Source organism: Lishizhenia tianjinensis, from assembly GCF_900116425.1.
GTDB lineage: Bacteria > Bacteroidota > Bacteroidia > Flavobacteriales_D > Crocinitomicaceae > Lishizhenia > Lishizhenia tianjinensis.
The window spans coordinates 260,308-280,552 of sequence record NZ_FPAS01000004.1 but is presented as its reverse complement, the minus strand read 5'-3'; the positions used below and the strand labels follow the sequence as shown (position 1 = coordinate 280,552).

The following is a 20,245-nucleotide window of genomic DNA, read 5'->3' as shown; positions in this document are numbered from 1 at the left end:
TGGGAAAATGAAGCGAAGTTGATGAAATCATCAAGCTTATCTTTGATGACTGAACCTTAAGGATCTAATCTTTAGTTTTAAATCAAAATTAATTGACATGACACATTTGTATGAAACCGCTAAGAACTTATGTATTTCTGCATGGAAATATGGCTACAAGTTTTCTAATTCAAGCATTTACAACGAGAGTAGTTTAAACTTAGTTGAGCTTTCGCAAGAAATAAACGTAAGCTTGATTTCAGGTAAGAAGGAAGCTGAGCAAATTGAATTGACGAAAACAAAATTATCTGACTTTGAAGTTTTGCTGGAAAAATTGATGAATGTATATCCTCAACAACAACAGCACATTGAAGAATTAAAGTCGTATGTTAAAGAATTGGTACAAGGCTTAAGTTTAGGAGCTCAAGTAAAGGCAGCATAAGCGCTGTTTTTACTTGTTCTTTTTTAACCTTAGTAGAGCTGCTTTTATATCTTCTAACTTTTCAATTACCACATCTTTTTCGCTGTACACATTATCTTTTTCCTTAATGGCTTTTCGAGCACCATCTAGCGTATGACCTTGTTCCTTAACGAGGTGATAAATTTTATTGAAGTTGGAGATGTCTTTAGGGGTAAATAGTCTGTTCCCCTTCTTGTTTTTTTTAGGTTTAATAACAGAAAACTCTTTTTCCCAGAAACGAATAAGAGAGGTGTTTACCTCAAACATCTCAGCTACCTCACCAATGGAGTAATAGAGTTTTTTAAGATCTGCTTCTTTTACCTTCATCGTTATAAAGGTAGTATTAGTTCGCCTTTGGATAACCTAAAACGTAGATTTTTTTCATTTTATCACCTACTGTTTCTATTTCCCATGTATACTTCTCACTTAGATCATTTCCCATAAGTTCTTGCCAATCAGATTTGGTATAGGTACGCACGTTACTCACAGTTCCATCCCAAGATATTAGTATAGGTAGTAGGGGGATGAAGTAAGTGAAGAGTATTTGGTGCCAGGTGATGTTTTTCACAAAAGGAGTCACGAAAAAAGGCATGATAAGACCAATAAGAAAGTTGATCGGAAATAGAACAATAGGATAGCTATTGTCGCTAATTTCATAAACACAGATGCATTGATTGTTGTGTTGAGCATTTAGTAATATCTCTTTGGCAACTTTAGGTGGCATGTGGTGCATACTGCATATCATCGTGACCAATGTATTCTCCTGTTTTGGAATGCTTGCGGCATTGACAGGAGAGCTCAGGTAGTTTATATCATTTACTGCCTCAAATTTTTTAAGCGCTTGTTGATTTGGATATAAATCAGACAAGGTTAACTGCAAATGTTCAAATTCTTTATCCTTTTGAATTTCCCTCAAAACATCGGGCATGGGTCCACCCGCTCCCGAACAAAGGTCTTGTATATGGGTTGCCTTGGAAATTTTTAATGCTTTTTTAACGACGAGGCTTAAGTCGTTTTTAGTTTTAATAACACGGTGAAAAGCATTGAGGTAATTGGTCATGCTATTGCGCAGGAACTCAGGAAAGAAGTGGAGGTCTTCGAATTCGAAAAGATGTATGCGTTTCATGGGAGTGGGGTGTTTGGGTAAAGGTAGTGAATTATGAGAATAAAATTAGGTAGTTTTTGATTCACCGCAATTCTGCCGAACATTAGTTTCGAAAAGTTGCATAAAGGCACTTAATGGGTCAAGGGAAGAGTTTCTTAAATTGTATTTAAAGCAATATTCGTTCAATACTCCTTGCATAAAGAGAAGACTTAAATTATGGTGAATACCCTTAACCGATTTTATAAAATTTTCCTTTACCTTTTTCTTCCAAAGGTGATTTATTGTTGAGGGAAGGGAATTCGATTCTTCATTTTTAATCTTGATAGTACAGAGCTTTTTATGTCTGTATTGTGGAGATAGATGTCTCGAAATTTTCGTTGATAATATATCTAGGTGATATTTTCCTGAAATTTCTAAATAGATTTGGTCTTGTCTTTTGAGTTTCGATGGCTTAATAAAAATCTTAATGGTAGTGGGAATGCCAGGTGTGTCAATGGAGTTCAATCCAATTTCATCACTATCGTGATCAAATTCAATCAAATCATAAAATTCGGCGTCTGCTTTCAGTTTGGTGTCAATTAATTCCTGTCTTATTTTTTTTACAGCATAGGAAACGGTATCATGACGTGTTTGTCGTGATAAACGAAGAATTTCAGAAATAGATCTTGATTTCTTACCGTGTAAGACCAGGAAAATTAATTCCATCCACTCCACGAAACTAAGGTTGCTATCCCTCATGAAGGATATACTTTTCAAAGAAATTCGCGTGGAGCATTTTGCACAGCGCCAACCTGCAAAACTTTCCTTCCATACGAGTTTTTTTGCAGAGCATTTGGAGCAACAACTTACTTTTTTTTCAAGATGATTTTTCAAGAAGGAGATACAACTTTGTTCATCGCTGTATCTGCTGTAGAATTCAGATAAGTTCATAATATTTTAGGTTGATTACAACCAGAAGTTATGAAGAATTTCGCCCTTATCCAAAAATTTGGCAGAATTGCGGTGAATCAATGATTTATTTGTTTTTCACATAAACCAACTTAAACCTACTATTCTCCTGCACCCTCCTCTCAATCTCAAAACCTTTCACTCCCTCAAACAAAGGCGTCAACTTCTCATACCCAAAATTCCTAGGGTCAAAATTCGATTGCTTTTTCAACAACAAACTTCCTACATCTCCCATAAATGCCCAGCCATCATCATCTGCCGTGTCAGCTACCGTAGTCTTCAACAAGCGCATCACTTTCGGTGTAATTTTATCGATGTTTGGTTTGGATTTATTCGTACTGTCATCCTCTTCCTTGTGTAGGATTTCTAAGTAAATGAATTTGTCGCAGGCAACAATAAAGGGTTCAGGGGTCTTCTTCTCTCCAATACCGTAAACCAATAAACCGGCTTCTCGCAAACGAGTGGCTAATTTGGTGAAGTCGGAATCTGAAGAGGCAATGCAAAATCCATCCACTTTTTCCGAATAAAGTATGTCCATGGCATCTATGATCATGGCCGAATCCGTAGCGTTTTTCCCTTGCGTGTAACTGTATTGCTGTATGGGGTTAATCGCATTTTCTAACAGCACATTTTTCCATTTAGAAAGCTGAGGCTTGGTCCAATCTCCATAAATTCTTTTCACCGTCGGAGAACCGTATTTTGAAATTTCCTCCATCATCTCCTTGATGTATTTTGAAGGTATATTATCGCCATCGATTAAGACGGCAAGTTTGATTTCTTTTCTCATAGTTTTTTGGTCTCCTCTAAAGATAATAAGATTTTGGGAGTAAGTTTTTTTTGGCACTTCCCCCAATGAAAAATTGGGGTCGGGCTATCCGGTATAGTCCCCAAGAAGGTTGGGGAGCTGCCCCTCCTATCCCTAAGTGAAAGTTTTAAACGCTGAACTTGAGTTGCATAGATGTAAAGCATTGATTACTTTTAAATCATCACCCTTATAGTAATAGAATGAAAATATTTACCACCTTGAGCGTAATAGCCATCGTTTCCTTAAGTGCTTGTGTCAATCCCGATCGTTTAGCTCCCGCACCTGTAGAGAAAAATATTCTTGTAGTTGCAAAGCAAGAGCAGGTACTTCCTAATAATGTTGAAATTCCACTTTATTTCTTAGCGGAAGAAGAGGTCCCAGATTATAATAAAGTGGCTTACATAGAGCTGATAGGAAGTGATTGGTTCTCCGAAGAGCAGCTGGTGAACAACCTGAAATACGAAGCCCATAAATTAGGGGCGAATGCCTTGGTTAATGTGGAATTCGGACAGGATTTTTTTGAAGTTGATAACAGACGATTACTTGTAGATACCTTACTGGATAACCGAGAGTTTAGAGTAAATAGAAAGCGAGAAATTAGACAATACATGAAAGGGTTAGCAGTAGTAATGGATCCCTCCAATTTTCAACCAAATAATGATAGCATAGCTTCACATATTGCCTATGTGAAAACGGAAAGAAAGAATAGAAAAGAGGCTGAAAGTAATGCGAGGAGAAGTGGTATTACTAATGTTGCGGTTTTAGGGGTTGCCGTTATTGTAACAATTATTGCTTCCACAATTGGAGCTTAGCGTAAACATAAAATATAAAAGGCGGACTAAACTAGACCGCCTTTTTAATGTATGAACTTTCTTACAAGATTAACATTGCATCTCCGTAAGAGTAGAATTTGTATTTTTCTTTGATTGCTTCCTGGTAAGCTTCCATCATCAAGTCATGACCCATGTAAGCAGAAACCATCATCAATAAAGTTGAAGAAGGTGTGTGCAAGTTTGTAATCATGGCATCAGCAATGCTGAAGTCGTATGGAGGGAAGATAAATTTGTTGGTCCAACCATCGAAAGGCTTCAATAAATTCTCTGTAGAAACAGAAGATTCAATTGCACGCATAGACGTGGTTCCAATCGCTATAACTTTCTTCTTGTTCTTCTTCGCTTCGTTAACCTTATCAGCACATTTCTGTGTAATGGTAACTTGCTCAGAATCCATTTTGTGTTTTGTTAAATCTTCAACTTCAACGGGTCTAAATGTTCCCAAACCAACGTGAAGTGTGATTTCAGCAAAATCAATTCCTTTGATTTCTAAACGCTTCAATAAGTTTTTAGAAAAGTGTAGACCTGCAGTTGGTGCTGCTACAGCTCCTTCTTCAGAAGCATATATAGTTTGGTATCTTTCTTCATCCTCTTCCTCAACTTCTCTTTTGATGTATTTTGGAAGTGGCGTTTCTCCTAATTCAGTAATCTTTGCTTTAAATTCTTCGTAAGTACCGTCAAATAAGAAACGTAAAGTTCTACCTCTAGATGTAGTATTGTCTATTACCTCTGCTACTAAAGATTCATCATCTCCAAAGTAAAGTTTGTTTCCAATTCTAATTTTTCTTGCTGGGTCAACCAATACATCCCACAACAAGCTCTCTCTGTTCAATTCTCTCAATAAGAAAACTTCAATCTTCGCACCTGTTTTTTCTTTATTTCCGTACATACGAGCAGGAAATACTTTGGTGTTGTTTCTTATCATTACATCTCCTTCATCGAAGTAGTCAATTACGTCTTTGAAAAGCTTGTGTTCTATTTTACCAGTATCTCTGTGCACAACCATAAGGCGCGACTCATCTCTGTTTTTGCTAGGGTATTCAGCAATTAATTCTTCTGGCAATTCAAAATTGAACTCTGATAATTTCATGTGTTAAACTAATTTTTACTCGCATTACGGTGCGATAATTAAAAATACTTGCGTTTTCTCCCGCGCTAGGCACAGTTCTTATTTAACACAAAACTTACTGTTTTGAGGAGTAATGCAGTGATAAATAATAATTTATGGTCCTTTTTCTTCCGCAAAGAGGGCTACAAAGTTAATAAATTTATTCTGTAGCAGATACTTCTGTTTCTTCAATAATTTCAAGCCATTCATCAACTGTCTTGGCCGTGTCAATTGTGAAGTCTCCAGATTTTGTACGACGCAATGCCGTTAAAGTTCCTCCGCTTTCTAATTTTTTTCCAAAATCACTAGCAATAGATCTAATATAGGTTCCTTTTGAACAAGAAACTTCAAAATCTATTTCGGGGAACCTACTACTATCTATGGTAAAAGAGGTGATGTTGATTAAGTTCTTACGCATCTCAATTTCTACCCCTTTTCGAGCACTTTCATAGGCGCGTTTTCCATCTATTTTCTTCGCTGAGAATACAGGAGGTGTTTGCAATTGCTCTCCAATAAAACTTTGTCTTACTTCTTCTAAAAGCTCTGGAGTGATATGATCTGTTGGGAATTCTTGATCGTATTCTGTTTCTAAGTCGAAACTTGGTGTGGTTTTTCCTAAAAGAATAGTACCGGTGTAGGTCTTGTCTTCCGCCATGAGTTCCTGACTCATCTTCGTGGCTTTTCCTGTACAAATAATCAAAAGTCCAGAAGCTAGTGGATCTAAAGTTCCAGCATGACCAACCTTAAATTTTTTCTGGTCGTATTTTTTACGCAACTTCCAACGTAGTTTATTCACTACATCAAAAGATGTCCATTCTAAAGGTTTGTCTACGATTAAAACCTCACCTGCTTTAAAATCCATTATACGAAAAATAGAGAGTAACTAATGGCTACAATACCTGCTGCAGCACAATAAATTGCAAAGGAAGTCAATTTAGCTTTCTTCACCAAAGCAATCATCCATTTACAGGCAACAAGTCCTGTAAAGAAAGCTACTATAAATCCAACGATAAGTGGTAAGGTTTCTATAGTGTTTTCACCGCCAGCATCAATGTAATCTTTTCCTTTCTTTAACATGGCACCTACAATAAGGGGTAAAACCATAAGGAAAGAGAAGCGCGCCATTTTTTCGCGATTCACACCTAATAAAATTCCGGTTGCAATGGTAGAACCCGATCTAGAGATACCCGGGAGAACGGCTATAGCTTGTGCTACTCCTATAATAAAGGCATTCTTGGCATTGATTTCTTTGGTTTGCGTTTTACTTTTTTCAGTAAAATAGAGTAGGGCAGCTGTAAAAAGTAAACAGGCTCCAACGATGATCAATCCAAAATACTGGTTGTCTTTTTGGGTGATAGAATCAATTAAATCATCTAAAGTTAAGCCTACAATTCCTGCAGGAATCATAGATAAAACGATGTATAAAGAGAATTTAGTTTCGGCGTTGTTCTTGAATTGAAACAATCCTTTGAAGATAGAAATGATGTCCTTCCAAAAAATAACAACCGTACTTAAAGCCGTTGCCAAGTGGAGAACGATGGTAAATAACAAAGGTTCTTCTGAGAACTTTTGCATCATTACTTGACCTAAAAAAATATGCCCACTACTAGAGACGGGCAAAAATTCTGTTAATCCTTGAATTAATCCAAGGATGATAGCATCTAAAATATCCATGTAAGGAGTATGTTATTTTGTAGAACCTGAATTACGAGGTTTTTTCATTATCCCCCAGATGATCACGGCGTATCCAAGAATAATCAAAATAGGAGCAACCGTTAAACGAACTTCAGAGAAAAGTTCTTCTGCATTAAAAGCGTTAGGATCTTCAGCTCCTCCACCTTGCATAAGGGTAAAACCAATGATGTTTAAAACAATTCCTGCTATTAAGTAGATGTAGTTTTCTTTGGCAAAAACAAATCTGTTGTTACTGTCTTTTGATTCCATGGTACTAAATTAATATAAATCGTCGAGTTTCTTGCGCAAATATTTGTTAAGAGCAAACCAAGTAGATAAAATGCTAATGATGCTTCCGAGCGCGAGTAGTGACCCAAACAAAATTCCAAGATTCATTATTGTATAGTCTATATCTATACTAAAGAAATAGCTTTCAATTACAAAAAAGGCTCCCGTTAACAAGGCCATTCCTAATATCGCGGAAATTACTCCTTGTAAAATAGAATGCCATAAAAATGGGCGACGAATAAATCTTGGTTTTGCACCCACCAATTGCATGGTTTTAATGGTAAATCGTTTACTGTAAAGAGACAAACGAATGGTATTGTTTATAATCGCAAAAGCAACTATGATGAGCAAAAATGCCAAAATGGCGAAAACATAAATGGCCTTTAAAAAACCAAGGTTTACATTTTCTAATTCTTGCTCGTTGTAATTGATTTCTGTAATCTTATTGGGATAAGCGGCCAACAATTCAGCTTTTAGCGTCTTTATCGCCTCTGGTGTAGCTATACTCGCTTTAGGGTGGAAAGTGATGGATGGAGGTAATGGACTTTCACCCTCGTAGATTTCTTTTATGGCATTAATTTCCTCAGAGTTTCCATCATTAAAAACCTCCAAGGCTCTGTCTGGCGAAACAAACCAAGCTTCCTTAATTTGTTCAAACTTCTTTAAATCTTGCTCTATGAATTTAATATCAGAGTTGTTCAAAGAAGGGTCAAAGAAGAGGTCTATTTCTATATTCTCCTTAGAAGCATTTTGCAAGTTTTCAAACCATAAATAGGTACCGATAACCATACCCAGCATGAAAAGGACCAGAGAAATACCAACGATTACAGAAACGTAACTGGTCTGTAATCCTCGCTTATTGTATTTTTCTATGTCTTTTGCCATGGCACGAATATAATTAAAAGATGTTTATTCCTTTTTAAGCTAAGCTACAGTTTTCAGCCTTGAACTTTTAATAAGTGATTTAAACTAAGAAAACGCTGCCCAAATGATATGGACAGCGTTTTCCCTTCTTAGATATCGCTATTTGAACGGATAGCTTTTTTGATTTTTTATTTCAGATTGTAAGTGATCGATGCAGAGAAACTCATACCTCTGTAGAAAGAATCGTAAATCTGTGAATCTGATTTGTAAGATTCGTAAATTCTTTGACGTTTTTGGTTCAACAAGTTTCTTCCTGAGATGCTCGCTTTCCATTGGTCATCTTCTCCAAAGTACTTAGATACTTTCAAGTTTAATGAGTGGAAGGGTTGCTCGTATACGTTTGGTAATCTACCAATACCTACTACTGATAAACGCTTACCTTGAACGTTGTAGCTTAAGTTCATTTCTAAACCAGCTTCTGAGTTCATAAAGTTTAAGTAAGAGTTAATGATGTAAGGAGACTGTCCAGCCATTGTTCTGTATTGTCCAATAACTTCTCCTGTTCTTGCATTCTCTTGTCTTATTTGTTGCTCAGTTACTGTTTCGTCTCCTTTGTCAATTAACACTTTAGACATGTCAATTCTAGAGTTTACGTAAGTAGCGTTTAATCCAAAGAACAATGATTTGTTTTCTCCTGGCTTCGCATTGAAGTCTGTAATTCTTTGTCTTACCTCAAATTCAAATCCAAAGATGTCTGCTTCACCTGCGTTGATTGGTTTGATTTCACTCGGTGCAACGTCGAAAGAAACAACTTCTATAGGGTTGATAAACTTCTTGTAGAATGCACTTGCAGAGAATACTTGTGAGTGCTCTAAGTAAGCTTCCCAACGCACGTCAGCATTGTAGATGTCTGTCTGTACTAAGTCGATGTTACCATTGTAACGTCTACCTTGAATAGGGTCATAAATTTGAGAGATAGATTTTTCTTTGAAAGAAGGTCTTGCAACTGTTTTAGAAACTGCAGCTCTCAAGTTCATTTTCACTTTTGTAGAGTCAGGATTAGAAAGTCTGTATTTCACATTTAAAGAGGGTAATACATTTAATTCATTCAATACGCGCTCGTTGTTGTATGTTATCGTGTTAGAAGAGTTTTGTCCTGTGTAGAAGTTATCTGCTTTTTCAACTCTTGCACCGTATACAAACTCTAATCTATTGTTGATAGGCAACACCTGCATTGCATATAAAGCTCCAACGTTTTGTGCGGCTTGGAAAGAGTTTGCTAATTCACGCTCTCCTTTTGCGTATGTTCCTTTGTCTGTTTCAACACTCCAAATGTTTTCTGGTTTGAAGTAGTCATCAGGGTTTCCACTGTATCCATTTGCATTTTCAACCAAGAAGATGTAATCGTATACGTCAAACGTTCTGTTTTTGTACGTATTCATTGCTCCAAATTTCAAAGTTGAGACGATAGAATCTTCTTTTCCTTTGCGGAAAGTAATATCTCTTTCAGCATCAAAACGAGCAGAAAGGTTGTATTCAGTTAAAGATCTAAATGTTCTTTTGATTTCAGCACCTACCGCTTGGTTCAAAGCGTAAATACGAGATCCATCCTCTTCATCAAAAACTTCTAAGGCTGTAGAACGTACGTCTGGGTCAGAAATAGAAGAGTAAGTTGGTGTAATTTTCCAGTTCAATTTCCAGTCGTTTACACGTTGTTTTGCTGCAAAGTTTAAGTTAGATACAGAACGTTGTGTGTACTGTAATCCATTTTTCTCTAATAAACCTGGGTTAGATTCAAAGTTCTCTTGCATTAAGTGCGCAGCTTGAGATAAAGCACTTTGTGTGTGGAATGCTGTCAACGTGTAAGTAGCACCGTTTTGTACTCTTAATGATTGACCAAATAATGCTGACCAAGTTACCTCGTGCTCTCCCATAGAACCAGTAGATGTTCTATCTCTGTAAATTTCGTTAATGCTTAAATCTTGGTCTTTTCTGTATTCGTTGAAAACAACTTCCTCAACGAAGTCATAGTTATTTCTGTAGTTCGCAACCAAGTTGTAACCGTAAGTCAATTTTTCTTTTCCAAAAACGCTGTCTCTTTTGTTTCCTAATACTAAACCATAGTTTTGGTTTAAACCAGAGAACATTTGTGAAGCTGCCATAGTTCCGCTAAACTGAGAAGTTAAAGCAGTTAACTTAGGGTCGTTTTGTGTAGGGTCTGGGAATTTTACGAAAGGACTCACAGGCATTTTACGAGTTCCATCATCAAATCCTAAGAAGTCCAATTTACCTCCTTGGTACAATAAGAAGTCATTTCTTAATGATGCTTGAGTATTGTAACCCAAACCAGCTTTTACTTGGAAAGTCTTTTTCTCTTGTAAATCTTTTGTTTCAATGTTTACTACACCTCCTGCGAAGTCACCTTGCAAGTCAGGAGTAAACGTTTTGTATACAGTAATGTTACTTACAACCGTAGTAGGGAAGATGTCCATTTGAACAGAGTTTTTGTCTGGATCCAAACCTGGGATAGACATACTGTTCAATACAGTTTTTGTGTATCTATCTCCTAATCCTCTAACGAAAACATCTTTACCACCAACAACAGAAATACCAGGTATTTGTTGTACGGCTTGTGCAACGTTGTTTACTGGAGTTTGTTTGATAGCTTCAGCTGTCATTACCTCAACTGTTGCTTTTTCTTGCTCCTTTTTAGCATTACCTGCTTCAATAGAGTTAGCATTTAAACGCGTTGCAATAATTTGAACCTCGTTTAATTCTTTTAACTCTTCGGGTTGAACAAGCGCTACGTTTAAGTCTACCACTTTTCCAGCCTCAACAACTACCTCTTCTGAATGCTCATCGTGATCAGCCGATCCAGTAAAGCTAATTGTGTAGGTCCCTGGGTTTAATCTTAAAACGTATTCTCCATCAAATCCAGTGTTCACACCTATAGAATATCCAACAGGAGAAACTTTAACGAAAGGCACCCCTTCTCCAGTACTAGCGTCTGTAACGTTACCTTGGATTGTTCCTTTCTCTTGGGCAAAACTCGTTAAGGTTAACAAGCAAAATGTGATACCTAAGAATAATAAATTTTTCATAACCTTTAAATTCTAATAATCAATTGTTGTTCAGGCAACTGACCTTTTTTTGTATTTGTTTTTGTGCGTTTAAGTACTTGATTTAATTTGTGTTTAGACTTAAATGCGCTGCAAAGATCAGCTAACATTGTTACTGTGAGGTGATCTGTGTTTTATTAGTCTTTTAAAGTAATGTTAAGCCAATATTAAGCCCTTTATTGGCGGGATGTGCAGCCATTTTTAGGGAGATCGATCGTCGAAAAAAAATTGGGCAAAAAAAAAGCGCCTACCGAAGTAAGCGCTCTCTCTTTTTATATACTCTAATTAATTCAGTGTGTCGAATTATAATTTTCCTTTAGCAGCAGCCCAAGTCCAAGAGAATGCAGATGCATCACCTCCAACTGTTGCAGTAGAAACGATAGCTGGGTTAGCAGCAAGTTCTGCAGCAGCTTCTTCTACAGCTGTAACACAACCTTCAGCACCATCAGTACCTGTGTAAACTGAGATTGCGTTTTCAACGTTAGCAGCTCCAACTACTTCAACATTTGTGAATACTAATGTACCATCAACTGTTAGGTGCGTGAAAGCGTCAGATTTAACTGTACAGTTTCCAGCATCAGAGAAAGAAGTTCTGAATTTCATTGCATTTGTAGCGTATCCAGAGAAAACAACGTTTTCAATTGTTCCTTGTGCTTTAGATTTTAAATCAGATCCAGATCCTGCTCCAACAGCTGTGATTACTGTTCCGTTTTTCAACGTGAACATTCCATCTGTGTATGTAGATCCTTCTGGTCCGTCAATTTCTAAACCTTCGTCAGAATCAGCTCCTCCAATTACAAAGAAGTTGTTTACTGTTCCAGAGTAGTTCATGTCGATATCGATTCCGTCATCTCCTTGGAAACCAACGATAGCGTTGTCAACATTTACTGTACCTCCGAAGAATTCGATTCCGTCATCTAAGTTAGACATAACCTCGATGTTGTTGATAGTAGTTCCGTTACCAACTCCACCTAAAGTTAAACCGTTGATTTCGTTACCAGCTCCGATTAATGCTCCACCGTGACGGATAGAGATGTATGTCATGATTCCAGAGTTGTCAGCAGCGTTAGTTCCACCGAATGCTCCGTAAGCTTCTGTAGCTGGAATACCTTCGATTTGAGTTTCTGTATCACCGTTCTCAGCTGATGTTGGTGCAGCTCCTAATACGATAATACCACCCCATTTACCTGTATCAGTTTCGTCTAAGTTAGTTCCAGAAGTTTGTCCAACCTCGATGTTATCTAAAATTGAAGTAAAGATAATTGGCTTTGCAGCTGTACCTTGTGCGTCTATAGTTGCTCCTCTTGCAATGATTAATGCAGATGCATTTGTACCTGTTCCTTCAGCACCTTTAATAATAGTACCTGGTTCAATCGTTAATTTAACTCCTGAAGAAACAAAAACTCTACCTTCTAAAACGTAAACTTTATCTGCAGTCCAAGTTTCATCTGATGAAATCTCTCCTGATTTTTTTACTTCATCTCCAGTAGCATACTCACATGAGTCATCATCTTTTTCTGCGTCTGCGTTATAGTTGATGGCAGTTTCATCCATACAACCTTTTTCTTTACATGAAACGGTTCCTAAAGTTAGTGCCCCTGCAACTAATGCCATTCCTACGATTTGTGTTTTCTTTTTCATTTTAATTATTTATTTCGGGGCAAAGATGAGGCAACATTGTTACTGTGAGGTAACCCCTGCTTTATTAGTTGTTTAAAGTAATGTTACGAAATGGTTAACCTCAGTAATAGCAAGGGGTTTGGGTGTTTTTTCTCATGAATTTTGAGCAAATAAATGCTTGTTAATATTTGCTTAACATAAACTCTTATTTGTTAAACATAGCTTAACCTGAAAGAAAGGTTAGCGTGATATGCATAAGGTAGTTTTGTGGCAAATACCAAAAGAAATGACATCTAAGAAAATTGTATTAGTAGACGACGAACAAGATATACTTAGTATGCTCGAGTACAATCTTGAAAAAGCAGGTTACAATGTACATAAGGCAAACGACGGAATTAGCGGAGTTGAACTTGTTAAAAAAGTACGACCTGATTTGGTTTTATTAGACGTGATGATGCCTGGAATGGATGGTATAGAGGTTTGTCAAACCATTAGAGATATAGAAGATATTAACCAGCCAGTTATTGCTATGTTGACTTCTAGAGCTGAAGATTATTCGCAAATCGCTGGTTTTGACGCAGGTGCGGATGATTATATTACCAAACCTATCCGTCCAAGATTATTACTTTCTAGAATAGAAGCCTTGTTGAGAAGATCGACTTTTCAATCGAGCTCTCCTAAAAGTGGAAATCAAGTACATTATATAGATAAAGAAAGATTTGTTTTGGTAAACAATGGTACGGATGTATTACTCCCCAAAAAGGAATTTGAATTGATAGAACTTCTACTTTCAGCTCCAGGTAAGGTATTTACAAGAGAAAGAATCTTAGATAAAGTTTGGGGAAATGATACCGTAGTTGGGGAAAGAACTATAGATGTCCACATTAGAAAATTAAGAGAGAAAATAGGTGATCAGACCATTAGAACCATTAAAGGAGTTGGTTATACTTACGAAAAACCGGTAATGGCCTAAATTAGAGAGAGCAACAGTTTTAAAGGTTCAACAGTGTAGATTGTTGGACCTTTTTTTATGCCTTTCTTTTTCTACTTAAGTCTACAAACCCTTTAGAATTTCTATTTTTACGGGTATGAGAATAGTATCTTTTAACGTCAATGGAATTCGTGCCATCTTAAAGAAAGATTTTGCACGAGATGTAGAAATAATGAATCCGGATATCTTGTGTTTACAAGAAACGAAAGCACAAGACGATCAGGTGGCAGAAGCATTAGAAGGATTTAAAGATTATCATATTTATTCAAATTCTGCCGTAAAGAAAGGGTATTCTGGAACGGCTATTCTTTCGAAAGAAAAACCGTTAGCAGTAGATTTTGATTTAAAAATTGAAGAACACGATCAAGAAGGTCGCGTAACTTGTGCAGAATATGAAGACTATTTTGTGGTTACCGTTTATGTTCCGAATTCTAAAAATGATCTTTCTCGCTTAGATTACAGAACTACGTGGGATGAGGCTTTGTTGAATTATGTCAAAGACCTCGAAAAAAGTAAACCTGTAATTATTTGTGGTGATTTTAACGTGGCGCACAAAGAGATAGATTTAGCACGACCTAAACAGAATTACGATAAAAGTGCAGGGTTTACCCAAAAAGAAATTGATGGGATGGATGCCTTTACCAGTAATGGTTTGGTAGATACCTTTAGAGCGTTGAACCCCGATCAAGTAAAATATTCATGGTGGAGTTACCGCGGTGGTGCTAGAGAAAAGAACGTAGGCTGGAGAATTGATTATTTCTTGGTGTCAGAATCTTTAATGCCTCGCGTGAAAAAAGCGCAGATACTCAATGAAATTATGGGGTCAGACCACTGTCCTGTTTTAATAGAGTTGGAGAACTAAAATCCAGTTACCCAGTTCTATCGTATATGATATAACGCATGTTTATGAAGCACGGAAAACTTATACTATTTGCCTTTTTTAGTTTTTCGTGCTTTTTTAGTTTGAGTCAAGCAGATACACTCAAACAAAAGATAAAAGTAGTGGGCCTGCCTATACTTTATTATCAACCTGAAACCAGATGGGCCGGAGGAGTTGCTGGATTTTTAAGTTTTAAAACTGATCCTTATCAGAAAGATAGCCTAAATTGGTCTCAAATTGCCCTAGGTGGAGCCTACACCCAAGAGAAACAAATCCTTACTTATGCTTCATTTGACGTTTGGATGAAGAAAAACGCCTATAACCTCAATGGTGAAATAGGCTATTACAAGTATTTCTATTACTTTCATGGCATAGGCAATGACGAGCGTTCTCTCGAATCTTATAATCTCAACTTTGCACGCTTAAGAGCAACTTTCGAAAAAAGAGTGTATCCGGCAACCTATGTAGGGGTGAAGTATGTTTTTGATCAAATGAATTTTACCCGTTTAGATACTATGGGGATAATCTATACTCAAAATTTATTGGGTATGGGAGGTGGAATTATTTCCGGTTTAGGGATGTCGGCCAGATACGATACACGCAACAGCACCTTTTATCCTACTCAAGGTTATCAAATTCGTGCAAATTCTACCTTTTATTCTCCCGTATTTGGGAGTGATTATACCTACAATGTAAGCGAGATAGATGCTATCAAATATTTTGATTTGAAAAAAGATAGGGTGTTGGCGACTTACGTTTATGGTCGTTTCATCGCAGGAGATGCTCCGTTCTTTCATCTTTCTATGTTGGGAGGAAACAAAAAAATGCGCGGATATTACCAAGGGTTTTACAGAGATAAGCAATTATTGGGGTGGCAAACGGAATATAGAACACCGGTATGGTGGCGTTTTGGAGCGGTAGCTTTTGTGGGCAATGCAGTTGTTGCTCCCACGTTTTCTCAATTTGCCTTGAAACATGTAAAAACCACAGCAGGATTAGGACTTCGCTTTCTGTTGGATAAGGAAAGAAAAATCAATTTGCGCATAGATTATGCACTTTCTAAAGAGTCTTCAGGGTTTTATCTTACTATAGGAGAGGCTTTCTAAGAACTAACTTCTTAGGAAAAAACCTTGTTAGATTTTCGTGTTTTCGGAAAAAATTCACAATTTTAGGCCAAACACACTAAAACTATGACACAACTTATTATTAACAGGTCTTCAGCCTGGGCCAATAAGCTACGCGATATAAAGATCTATTTAGACGACGTAGAAATTACCCAAATAGCTGATGGCTGCTCGCAAACACTTAATTTACCTCCGGGAGATTATGTGGTTCATGCAAAAATTGATTGGTGTTCTTCTAAGCGCGTAGAAGTATCCCTTCAAGAAAATGAACAAAAAGAAATTGTACTCAGCGGATTTAAATGCTCCAACTATCTTTTCCTGGCATTTGGAATAATGATATTGGGTATGTATCTCTATGATGGTCCGTTGGTTTATGGCTTTAATCCATTTGCACTTGGTGTACTTGGTGCAGGACTGGTATTTAGTTATTTCCTAACCTTGGGAAGAAAACAATACCTGCAACTTAACCCACAAACCTAAGGAACTCTCGAATCATTCCTTATTTAAAATACCATTGCGGTAAATTGAATTGTGCCATTTGATTTACTTGCGTGGTATTTTTTGTTTAAATGAAATCGAAAGCACAGCTGTACACTTCTTCTTCAAAGAGTGTAGCATCATTAGATGCGTTGATTTCAACAAAATTCACCTCGTGTACTCCATTAATTTTATGCAGTAAACCCCAGTTTACCTTGTCTTTTACTTGTTGGTAAAGCTTGCTTTTTTCATCTATCCACCACAAGATGAGGTTGCGCTTTTCGGCGTGTAAAACACTTTCAAGAAAGGTAGATAAAAGTTTTGGGTCCTCATTTTTTACCCAAACTGCCTCAGGTGCTAAAAAACTATGAGCTTTGGGTTTAATTATCTTTCGGAGCCCGGGTAGGTAGGGAATAACTTTGGTTAACAAAGCGCCCATTTTACCAGGTAAACGTTCAAACACCCAATTGGCGTAATGGAATTTTCCAAAGGCAATAATTTCAGTTCCTTGTTTAGCAATATAAAATGGATCTGTATTGGAGTAAATGTGATGGTCGAAAAAGTACTTTTGATGGGCAAAATGTTCACGAACCAAGTTTTTTATTTTGGCATGATCCGTCAGTATTTCTACAGTAATTTTACGTTTAGGATTTCTCCTAGAAAAGGTTTGCGTGGCTATGTTGGCTTTCACTAAGAAATTGAATTGCGCACTCATCCAAAGCGACTTTACATTCTTTGGATCTATATAGGCATAAAAGCTTTTGGCCTCCCCAGACTGTAGTTTATCCGAAAAGAAAGCGTTTAAATGCGTTTTTAGGGATGAATTTTTCTTGCGAGAAGGAGTTTTTCCAGCGCCTTGCACCAAGGCATCGAAAGCAAAATAACGTACGTACCATTGCTTTTCTCTTCTACAAAAAGTAACATTTCCCAAACATTTTCCATGACGTTCTAAGCTTAAAAACAAAGGGTCGTACAACAGTTGCATTCTACGCTCTGTATCCAAATGTTTGTATTTGGCACCGTTGGTACCTAAGGTGTTTTTCTTTAGCAATTGCATTAGTGCAGCTGAAGCCTCGGTACGTAATGTAAAGATGTTATGAAAAATTTCCATGGTTAGCAAAAGTAAGAAAGCTTGACTTTATATGGAACGGGCATCACAAATGAGAGGTAAATTTTTACTTTTAGAATATGACGCTTAAACATCGCTTTTATCTGTTAATGGAGGATTATACTTCAGACCAAAATTATGTAGGGTTTTGCTGGAATGAACTTCAGACTGCTTATACAGCAAGCACTAGGTTTTACCATAACCTTTCGCACTTAGAAAATATGTTTGTAGACCTCGATGAGGTGAAGGAACATATCAGTTATTTTGACGCCGTGGCCTTTGCCATGTTTTATCACGACATCGTGTATGATGCAGCACAACAAGATAACGAATATCAAAGCGCTGTTCTTTTTAAGGAAAGGATAGGGCAAACGTCTTTTTCGGAAATAGATAAAGTCTTTAGGATGATAGAGGAAACAAAATTCCATGGTCTATCTGAAGATAATGACACGAATTTTCTAATGGATATAGATTTGGCCATTTTAGGTCAATCACTTGAAACATATAAAAGGTATTATCAAAACATCAGAAAAGAATATCAAATCTACCCAGACGAAATGTATCAAATAGGAAGGACACAAGTATTGAACAAGATGTTAGAAGCAGGTGACCTTTTTAAAACCGACTATTTTAAAGCAAAGTATGAAGAGCAGGCGAAAGAGAATATTTTATTGGAGTTAAGTAAATTCAGCTAAAATGTAGATGCTATTTTAGCGATGACTTAAAAGTTTTGACATGAAACAAACCCTCATACTCTTACACGGTGCTTTGGGAAGCGCTCAACAATTTGTAGCACTTAAAGAAAGATTAGCAGAAGACTTTGATGTGCATACCCTAAATTTTGACGGTCATGGAGGCAAAGCCTTGGAAGTTGAATATTCTATAGAGCACTTCAGCCATAATTTGTTGGATTACCTGGAGGAGCATGAAATTACTACAGCTCATATTTTTGGCTATAGTATGGGAGGTTATGTTGCTTTGAATGCAGCCTTGAAAAAACCAGAAGCAATCGCAAAGATTATCACTTTAGGAACTAAATTCGATTGGACAGAAGAAGCTGCTGCAAAAGAGGTGAAAATGCTTAACCCAGAAAAAGTAGAGGAGAAAGTGCCCGTTTTTGCGGAGAAATTAAAACAAGAACACGCACCACAAGATTGGAAATTGGTCATGACCAAAACTGCAGCAATGATGCTTAACATGGGAAAAGGTGCTCGCTTGATGGATGAGGATTTCACGAGAATTCAACATGAGGTTAAACTTGGTTGGGCCAGTTTAGATCATATGGTTTCCCGAGAAGAGACAGAAAAGATAGCAAACTTATTACCCCATGCAACTGTGGAGGTTATAGAGGGTGCCAAGCACTTGTTGGAATCTGTTGATCTTGAAGTATTGGTGAAGTTTATCAAGGATTTTTAAGCACTTATTGTAAAATTCAAACAGGGGGTGTAACGGCAGCGCTGCCGCTAAAAGATTTAGTTGTTTTGGGTGAGGCTTTACGACTATTAGGAGTGAAGAAAAACCCAATAAACAACTTTAGCTTTGAGGGGTAGACTACAGTGGAAGACCCGGCCGTTTGTCAAATTAGCATACTAAAAAACCGATGCTCTACTGAGAACATCGGTTTTTAACTTTTATAAAATGACTTGTTACAAAGCCATTTCAACAATTCTTTCTGCTTCTTTCGGAGTTAAATCTCCGCGCTCACCCAAGGCTGTCCAACCTCTTTCTTCGAAGCGTTGACGAATAATTTTTGGGGTATCTGCGTTATTTGTATCGTAATCTGAAATGTTGGTGTCTATTCCTAGTGACTCAAAGAACAACTTGGTTTTCACAATAGCATCTTGAGCTTTGTTGTCTGTTGCTCCCCAAACACGCTCGCCGTATTGAACGAGTTTTTCTTTTTTATTCTCAAATTTCACTTCGTACAAACGTGGGGCAATAATTGCCAAAGTTCTGGCGTGGTCTATACCGTGCAGTGCAGTAAGTTCGTGCCCTATCATGTGCGTGGCCCAATCGTAGGCTACTCCAGCGCGTAAAGTACCGTTCAACGCCATGGTAGCACACCACATAAGGTTAGCTGCATGTTCGTAATTTGATGGATCTTCCATCACTTTCGGAGCTGTTTCTATTAAAGTCATTAAAATACCTTCAGCTATACGCTCTTGTAATTTGTTTTCTGTAGGATAGGTTAAGTATTGTTCGAGGGTATGCATGAAGGCATCTGTGATACCGTTAGCAATTTGTCGTTTAGGAAGCGTGGCAACCACTGTTGGATCTAAGAAAGAGAATTTAGGGAAAGATTGCGGTCCGCCCATGGTTCTTTTTTCCTTTAATTCATCGCGGGAGATAACCGCTCCAGAGTTCATTTCTGATCCTGTTGCTGGAAGCGTAAGCACCGTTCCGAAAGGAAGACTATCTGTAAAGGCACATCCTTCTTTGCGCATCAATACGTCCCAAGGATCACCTGCATAGGTAGCACCTGCCGCGATAAATTTTGTTCCATCTATTACAGAACCTCCACCCACAGCAAGTACGAAATCAATTTCATTTTCTTGAATAAGCTTTATGGCTTTCATACAAGTTTCGTATTGTGGATTAGGCTCTATACCTCCAAATTCTAAAACATTGTATTCCTTTAAAGAGGCCATTACTTTATCGTACACACCGTTGCTTTTAATGCTTCCGCCACCATAAGTGATGAGTACATTTTTACCCTTGGTGTGTAGGGCAATTTCACTGGCAATTCTCTCGTATGTATCTTTTCCAAAAACAACCTTTGTGGGGTTGTAGTAATCAAAATTGTTCATCTTAAGTATGTATTATACGTTAATATTTTCTCCTTGACTTGATGGTAAACAAAGT

The 20,245-nt window shown here is 37.3% G+C and carries 21 protein-coding genes; 8 read left to right on the top strand and 13 right to left on the bottom strand.

Going from position 1 to position 20,245, the window contains the following annotated elements; genetic code table 11:
* The first annotated feature begins 97 nt into the window (after window positions 1-97).
* Complete coding sequence (locus BM327_RS12765; RefSeq protein ID WP_090250935.1) at window positions 98-421, top strand: hypothetical protein; 324 nt, start codon at window positions 98-100, stop codon at window positions 419-421.
* A gap of 9 nt (window positions 422-430) precedes the next feature.
* Here the strand turns inward: BM327_RS12765 and BM327_RS12760 are convergent, their stop codons facing one another.
* From BM327_RS12760 to BM327_RS12745, 4 genes are all read right to left on the bottom strand, one after another.
* Window positions 431-766, bottom strand: coding sequence for a MerR family transcriptional regulator (locus BM327_RS12760; protein WP_090250931.1), 336 nt, complete (start codon window positions 764-766; stop codon window positions 431-433).
* Window positions 767-782: 16 nt separating this feature from the next.
* Complete coding sequence (locus BM327_RS12755; protein ID WP_139230369.1) at window positions 783-1,565, bottom strand: hypothetical protein; 783 nt, start codon at window positions 1,563-1,565, stop codon at window positions 783-785.
* 45 nt (window positions 1,566-1,610) lie between these two features.
* The gene (locus BM327_RS12750) at window positions 1,611-2,474 is read right to left on the bottom strand and encodes a hypothetical protein (RefSeq protein WP_139230368.1); all 864 of its coding nucleotides are present in this window, start codon (window positions 2,472-2,474) and stop codon (window positions 1,611-1,613) included.
* Window positions 2,475-2,559: 85 nt separating this feature from the next.
* On the bottom strand, window positions 2,560-3,279 hold the full coding sequence (locus BM327_RS12745; protein WP_090251010.1) for an NYN domain-containing protein: 720 nt from the start codon (window positions 3,277-3,279) through the stop codon (window positions 2,560-2,562).
* Window positions 3,280-3,497: 218 nt separating this feature from the next.
* Here BM327_RS12745 and BM327_RS12740 point away from each other — a divergent pair, with 218 nt between their 5' ends.
* Entirely contained in the window at window positions 3,498-4,109 is a 612-nt protein-coding gene (locus BM327_RS12740) for a hypothetical protein (protein ID WP_090250919.1), read from the top strand.
* Window positions 4,110-4,170: 61 nt separating this feature from the next.
* On the opposite strand, the gene queA is transcribed toward BM327_RS12740, so the two are convergent.
* The 7 genes from queA to BM327_RS12705 form a co-directional block, all read right to left on the bottom strand.
* Window positions 4,171-5,220: a tRNA preQ1(34) S-adenosylmethionine ribosyltransferase-isomerase QueA gene (gene queA / locus BM327_RS12735; RefSeq protein ID WP_090250915.1), complete on the bottom strand. Its 1,050-nt coding sequence runs from the start codon at window positions 5,218-5,220 to the stop codon at window positions 4,171-4,173.
* Between the two features lie 178 nt (window positions 5,221-5,398).
* Entirely contained in the window at window positions 5,399-6,100 is a 702-nt protein-coding gene (truB, locus tag BM327_RS12730; RefSeq protein WP_090250910.1) for a tRNA pseudouridine(55) synthase TruB, read from the bottom strand.
* Window positions 6,100-6,912 carry an undecaprenyl-diphosphate phosphatase gene (locus tag BM327_RS12725; protein ID WP_090250907.1) on the bottom strand — a complete coding sequence of 271 codons (813 nt, stop codon included), beginning with the start codon at window positions 6,910-6,912 and terminating at the stop codon, window positions 6,100-6,102. The genes truB and BM327_RS12725 overlap by 1 nt, the downstream gene beginning before the upstream one ends.
* Before the next feature lie 12 nt (window positions 6,913-6,924).
* Complete coding sequence (locus BM327_RS12720) at window positions 6,925-7,182, bottom strand: DUF3098 domain-containing protein (RefSeq protein WP_090250902.1); 258 nt, start codon at window positions 7,180-7,182, stop codon at window positions 6,925-6,927.
* Window positions 7,183-7,191: 9 nt separating this feature from the next.
* Window positions 7,192-8,085, bottom strand: a complete 894-nt coding sequence (locus tag BM327_RS12715) for a cell division protein FtsX (protein ID WP_090250898.1) — start codon at window positions 8,083-8,085, stop codon at window positions 7,192-7,194.
* A 167-nt stretch (window positions 8,086-8,252) separates the two neighbouring features.
* Entirely contained in the window at window positions 8,253-11,165 is a 2,913-nt protein-coding gene (locus tag BM327_RS12710) for a TonB-dependent receptor plug domain-containing protein (protein ID WP_090250894.1), read from the bottom strand.
* A 321-nt stretch (window positions 11,166-11,486) separates the two neighbouring features.
* Window positions 11,487-12,824 carry a hypothetical protein gene (locus BM327_RS12705; RefSeq protein WP_090250890.1) on the bottom strand — a complete coding sequence of 446 codons (1,338 nt, stop codon included), beginning with the start codon at window positions 12,822-12,824 and terminating at the stop codon, window positions 11,487-11,489.
* 265 nt (window positions 12,825-13,089) lie between these two features.
* Between BM327_RS12705 and BM327_RS12700 the strand changes: the two genes are divergently transcribed.
* The 4 genes from BM327_RS12700 to BM327_RS12685 all read left to right on the top strand — a co-directional run bounded on the left by BM327_RS12700 (window position 13,090) and on the right by BM327_RS12685 (window position 16,278).
* On the top strand, window positions 13,090-13,776 hold the full coding sequence (locus BM327_RS12700) for a response regulator transcription factor (RefSeq protein WP_090250884.1): 687 nt from the start codon (window positions 13,090-13,092) through the stop codon (window positions 13,774-13,776).
* A 115-nt stretch (window positions 13,777-13,891) separates the two neighbouring features.
* On the top strand, window positions 13,892-14,656 hold the full coding sequence (locus tag BM327_RS12695; protein ID WP_090250879.1) for an exodeoxyribonuclease III: 765 nt from the start codon (window positions 13,892-13,894) through the stop codon (window positions 14,654-14,656).
* Between the two features lie 44 nt (window positions 14,657-14,700).
* Window positions 14,701-15,780, top strand: a complete 1,080-nt coding sequence (locus tag BM327_RS12690; protein WP_170853759.1) for a BamA/TamA family outer membrane protein — start codon at window positions 14,701-14,703, stop codon at window positions 15,778-15,780.
* An 84-nt stretch (window positions 15,781-15,864) separates the two neighbouring features.
* A complete protein-coding gene (locus BM327_RS12685; RefSeq protein ID WP_090250869.1) occupies window positions 15,865-16,278 on the top strand; it encodes a hypothetical protein in 414 nt (137 codons plus the stop codon).
* 85 nt (window positions 16,279-16,363) lie between these two features.
* Here BM327_RS12685 and BM327_RS12680 read toward each other — a convergent pair whose 3' ends face one another.
* Window positions 16,364-17,386, bottom strand: a complete 1,023-nt coding sequence (locus BM327_RS12680; protein WP_090250864.1) for a hypothetical protein — start codon at window positions 17,384-17,386, stop codon at window positions 16,364-16,366.
* A gap of 77 nt (window positions 17,387-17,463) precedes the next feature.
* Here BM327_RS12680 and BM327_RS12675 point away from each other — a divergent pair, with 77 nt between their 5' ends.
* Both BM327_RS12675 and BM327_RS12670 read left to right on the top strand, forming a co-directional pair.
* A complete protein-coding gene (locus BM327_RS12675) occupies window positions 17,464-18,078 on the top strand; it encodes an HD domain-containing protein (protein ID WP_090250859.1) in 615 nt (204 codons plus the stop codon).
* A gap of 40 nt (window positions 18,079-18,118) precedes the next feature.
* A complete protein-coding gene (locus BM327_RS12670; protein WP_090250856.1) occupies window positions 18,119-18,799 on the top strand; it encodes an alpha/beta fold hydrolase in 681 nt (226 codons plus the stop codon).
* Window positions 18,800-19,029: 230 nt separating this feature from the next.
* On the opposite strand, the gene BM327_RS12665 is transcribed toward BM327_RS12670, so the two are convergent.
* On the bottom strand, window positions 19,030-20,190 hold the full coding sequence (locus tag BM327_RS12665) for an iron-containing alcohol dehydrogenase (RefSeq protein WP_090250851.1): 1,161 nt from the start codon (window positions 20,188-20,190) through the stop codon (window positions 19,030-19,032).
* Window positions 20,191-20,245: the final 55 nt, after the last annotated feature.

Bases quoted from the DNA above. Each gene is read 5' to 3' on its own strand.
- BM327_RS12765 (WP_090250935.1), top strand. From the start codon at position 98: ATGACACATTTGTATGAAACCGCTAAGAACTTATGTATTTCTGCATGG.
- BM327_RS12760 (WP_090250931.1), bottom strand. From the start codon at position 766: ATGAAGGTAAAAGAAGCAGATCTTAAAAAACTCTATTACTCCATTGGT.
- BM327_RS12755 (WP_139230369.1), bottom strand. From the start codon at position 1,565: ATGAAACGCATACATCTTTTCGAATTCGAAGACCTCCACTTCTTTCCT.
- BM327_RS12750 (WP_139230368.1), bottom strand. From the start codon at position 2,474: ATGAACTTATCTGAATTCTACAGCAGATACAGCGATGAACAAAGTTGT.
- BM327_RS12745 (WP_090251010.1), bottom strand. From the start codon at position 3,279: ATGAGAAAAGAAATCAAACTTGCCGTCTTAATCGATGGCGATAATATA.
- BM327_RS12740 (WP_090250919.1), top strand. From the start codon at position 3,498: ATGAAAATATTTACCACCTTGAGCGTAATAGCCATCGTTTCCTTAAGT.
- queA (WP_090250915.1), bottom strand. From the start codon at position 5,220: ATGAAATTATCAGAGTTCAATTTTGAATTGCCAGAAGAATTAATTGCT.
- truB (WP_090250910.1), bottom strand. From the start codon at position 6,100: ATGGATTTTAAAGCAGGTGAGGTTTTAATCGTAGACAAACCTTTAGAA.
- BM327_RS12725 (WP_090250907.1), bottom strand. From the start codon at position 6,912: ATGGATATTTTAGATGCTATCATCCTTGGATTAATTCAAGGATTAACA.
- BM327_RS12720 (WP_090250902.1), bottom strand. From the start codon at position 7,182: ATGGAATCAAAAGACAGTAACAACAGATTTGTTTTTGCCAAAGAAAAC.
- BM327_RS12715 (WP_090250898.1), bottom strand. From the start codon at position 8,085: ATGGCAAAAGACATAGAAAAATACAATAAGCGAGGATTACAGACCAGT.
- BM327_RS12710 (WP_090250894.1), bottom strand. From the start codon at position 11,165: ATGAAAAATTTATTATTCTTAGGTATCACATTTTGCTTGTTAACCTTA.
- BM327_RS12705 (WP_090250890.1), bottom strand. From the start codon at position 12,824: ATGAAAAAGAAAACACAAATCGTAGGAATGGCATTAGTTGCAGGGGCA.
- BM327_RS12700 (WP_090250884.1), top strand. From the start codon at position 13,090: ATGACATCTAAGAAAATTGTATTAGTAGACGACGAACAAGATATACTT.
- BM327_RS12695 (WP_090250879.1), top strand. From the start codon at position 13,892: ATGAGAATAGTATCTTTTAACGTCAATGGAATTCGTGCCATCTTAAAG.
- BM327_RS12690 (WP_170853759.1), top strand. From the start codon at position 14,701: ATGAAGCACGGAAAACTTATACTATTTGCCTTTTTTAGTTTTTCGTGC.
- BM327_RS12685 (WP_090250869.1), top strand. From the start codon at position 15,865: ATGACACAACTTATTATTAACAGGTCTTCAGCCTGGGCCAATAAGCTA.
- BM327_RS12680 (WP_090250864.1), bottom strand. From the start codon at position 17,386: ATGGAAATTTTTCATAACATCTTTACATTACGTACCGAGGCTTCAGCT.
- BM327_RS12675 (WP_090250859.1), top strand. From the start codon at position 17,464: ATGACGCTTAAACATCGCTTTTATCTGTTAATGGAGGATTATACTTCA.
- BM327_RS12670 (WP_090250856.1), top strand. From the start codon at position 18,119: ATGAAACAAACCCTCATACTCTTACACGGTGCTTTGGGAAGCGCTCAA.
- BM327_RS12665 (WP_090250851.1), bottom strand. From the start codon at position 20,190: ATGAACAATTTTGATTACTACAACCCCACAAAGGTTGTTTTTGGAAAA.